Origin of the sequence: uncultured Campylobacter sp. (assembly GCF_938031315.1) — a bacterium.
In the GTDB taxonomy this organism is placed as follows: domain Bacteria; phylum Campylobacterota; class Campylobacteria; order Campylobacterales; family Campylobacteraceae; genus Campylobacter_B.
Window position 1 is genome coordinate 1 of sequence record NZ_CALHHT010000202.1, and the last position, 2234, is coordinate 2234.

Annotated in this window: 2 protein-coding genes and 1 pseudogene; 2 read left to right on the forward strand and 1 reads right to left on the reverse strand. The window is 42.8% G+C overall.

Annotation, left to right across the window (positions count from 1 at the left end; all coding sequences use genetic code 11):
• Positions 1-397: 397 nt before the first annotated feature.
• Positions 398-811 carry a hypothetical protein gene (locus Q0236_RS05180; RefSeq protein WP_177386822.1) on the reverse strand — a complete coding sequence of 138 codons (414 nt, stop codon included), beginning with the start codon at positions 809-811 and terminating at the stop codon, positions 398-400.
• Positions 812-891: 80 nt separating this feature from the next.
• On the opposite strand from Q0236_RS05180, the gene Q0236_RS05185 reads away from it, so the two are divergent.
• Both Q0236_RS05185 and Q0236_RS05190 read left to right on the forward strand, forming a co-directional pair.
• Positions 892-1581 carry a dUTP diphosphatase gene (locus tag Q0236_RS05185; RefSeq protein WP_297915767.1) on the forward strand — a complete coding sequence of 230 codons (690 nt, stop codon included), beginning with the start codon at positions 892-894 and terminating at the stop codon, positions 1579-1581.
• Between the two features lie 422 nt (positions 1582-2003).
• Positions 2004-2234, forward strand: a pseudogene (locus tag Q0236_RS05190) (hypothetical protein); the annotation flags it as partial.

A 2234-nucleotide genomic window follows, 5' to 3' on the forward strand; every position in this document is an offset into this window, starting at 1 on the left:
GTTACGATAGATGAAATATCCACTGACGACTACGCGATCGGCGGACGGCTAGTAAGCGAAATCAGAAAGCGGCAGAGCTAAGCTCGCGCACCAGGCTAAAAAGTCAAATTTTAGAATTTTAAAATTTTCACACAAAATTCTATGCGGCAAGCTCCGCTTCTAAGGTAATAAAATTTGCGATAATCCCCGCTTGCAAGATGAAATTTTACGCTAAATTCCATGCTGTAAAATTCCAAAAACCAACCGAGCGGAAATTTTAAAGCGGATCTAATGGTGAAATTCTTTGAAAAATAGACAAGATAGAATTTATGCAAATTTCAAAATCTTACTAGATAAAATTTAATCCTCGCAAAGTTTAAAATTTCGCAAAATATAAATAGACAATATTCTTAGCGAGCTAGCGCTCCCAAATTAGCTTTTTGCCGAAAGTTAGAGTATTATCGGTCATTTTCATCCAATCGATTCTAATCGTAAAAAAATCAGTCTCCATCGCGCGCGCAAACGGGAAGCGCTTAAGATATAGCGAGGTTTCGCGCTCATCCGCGCTACGGATATGGCCGCAAATCTGCACGCCTTTGATCCTACCTACAAATTTCGTATCCAGCGCGACCGTAGCCGCAACTCCGCGGTTGGCAAAGACTGCTTTGATATGCTCGGAGTCGCTCGCGCTTGCGATGATGAGCTCCTTATTTTGCGGATCGTAGGCATAAAATGCACTGCAGCAATATGGCAGATTATTGCGCAAAACTCCGAGAGATAGAAGTTTCATCCTGCCTAAAAACTCGTCGAATTTATCCTGAGCGGCACACATTTTAAGCCTCCTTTTTGCTAAATTATACAATGATTTTCTTTTATTAGCTATAATCGCGAGCCAAAATTAGGAGAATTTTTATGGAAAATTATAAAAAAGTAAAAGAGATGTTTTTGATGCAGCAAGCCCTAAACGACGAAACAAATGGCGTGGGCTGGGAGGACGGCTATACAAAAAACGGCAAACTTATCAACTGGAAGCGCTGCATTTACATGGAATGCGCAGAGCTCATCGATAGCTTTGCGTGGAAGCATTGGAAAAATATCTCTGCAGCGCCGGACGTGAATAATATCGTCATCGAGATCGTTGATATTTGGCACTTCGTGATGAGCTATATTTTAGAGCAATATTACGGCAGCAAAGACATCGATCACATCGTAAGCGACGTCACGGCAGTGAGTGGGTTTGCGGAGTTTAGCTCCTACGCCTACGACGTGCGCGAATACAGCATCTACGAAATCGTAAACGACATCGAGCTCATAATCCACGAAACAAGCGGCTTTGAGCTGCAAATCGGCGAGCTGCTGACCGATTTTTTTCGCGTTGCGATTAAATGTGGCGTGAGCCTCGATATTTTATTTGAAAAATATATCGGCAAAAACGTGCTGAATAAATTCCGCCAAGACCACGGTTACAAAGAGGGCAGCTACCGCAAAATCTGGGGAGACCTTGAAGATAACGAGGTGCTAATCGAGGTGCTATCAAAAGGCGCAGTAAGCGCAAACGAAATTTACGAGCAATTGCAAAAGATCTACGACGCGACGAAGTGAAGTCTGGATTTGCGCGCGGGATTTACCTTTGAAATTTTGAAATTTCATCTATAAAATTTCGGCATGCGAATTTTAAAAAAGGGCTTTGATTTAGAATTCTGCAGTTTTGTACCTAAAATTTTACGCAATGCTTTGCTTGCATACAAGTGGCAAAATTCCGCGCAGCAAGCAAATAAATATTCGCAGCAGGCAAAAACCAAGCTAGATCTAGCCTCTTTTTTTACACACGATAAACGAGCAAATTAAACGCGGACGGGCGAGCGATCAAAGCATAAATTTCGTATCATAAGGCGAGATGGTCCGGCTAAAGCAAGAGATTGAGCCAAGCGAGCGGATTGATGAGGCGCGGTGCGGCAGTCAAAATAAATCTCAGCTCAAATTCCGTCGCAAAAGTCGCTAAAATAACGCAAATAGGAGCATACATGGGTAGAATTTTTAATTTGGCAAAGCAGGATTTTTTTACGCGCAAGTTTATTTTGCTCTCGCTATTGCCGCTTGTGTGCTCGCTCATAATCTTAGGTACGCTCGCATTTTTCGGCGGCAAAGAGCTTTTTGACGCACTTTCGCAGGGCGCGCAAAGCGGCGATTTTAGCTTCTTGGACGAACAGCGCTTCCCGGTAATTGCAAAAGTTTTAAGCTTCGCTGCTACGAAG

What these genes read in the sequence shown, in the direction of transcription:
- Q0236_RS05185 (WP_297915767.1), top strand. Translation starts at nt 892, where the DNA reads ATGGAAAATTATAAAAAAGTAAAAGAGATGTTTTTGATGCAGCAAGCC.
- Q0236_RS05180 (WP_177386822.1), bottom strand. Translation starts at nt 811, where the DNA reads ATGTGTGCCGCTCAGGATAAATTCGACGAGTTTTTAGGCAGGATGAAA.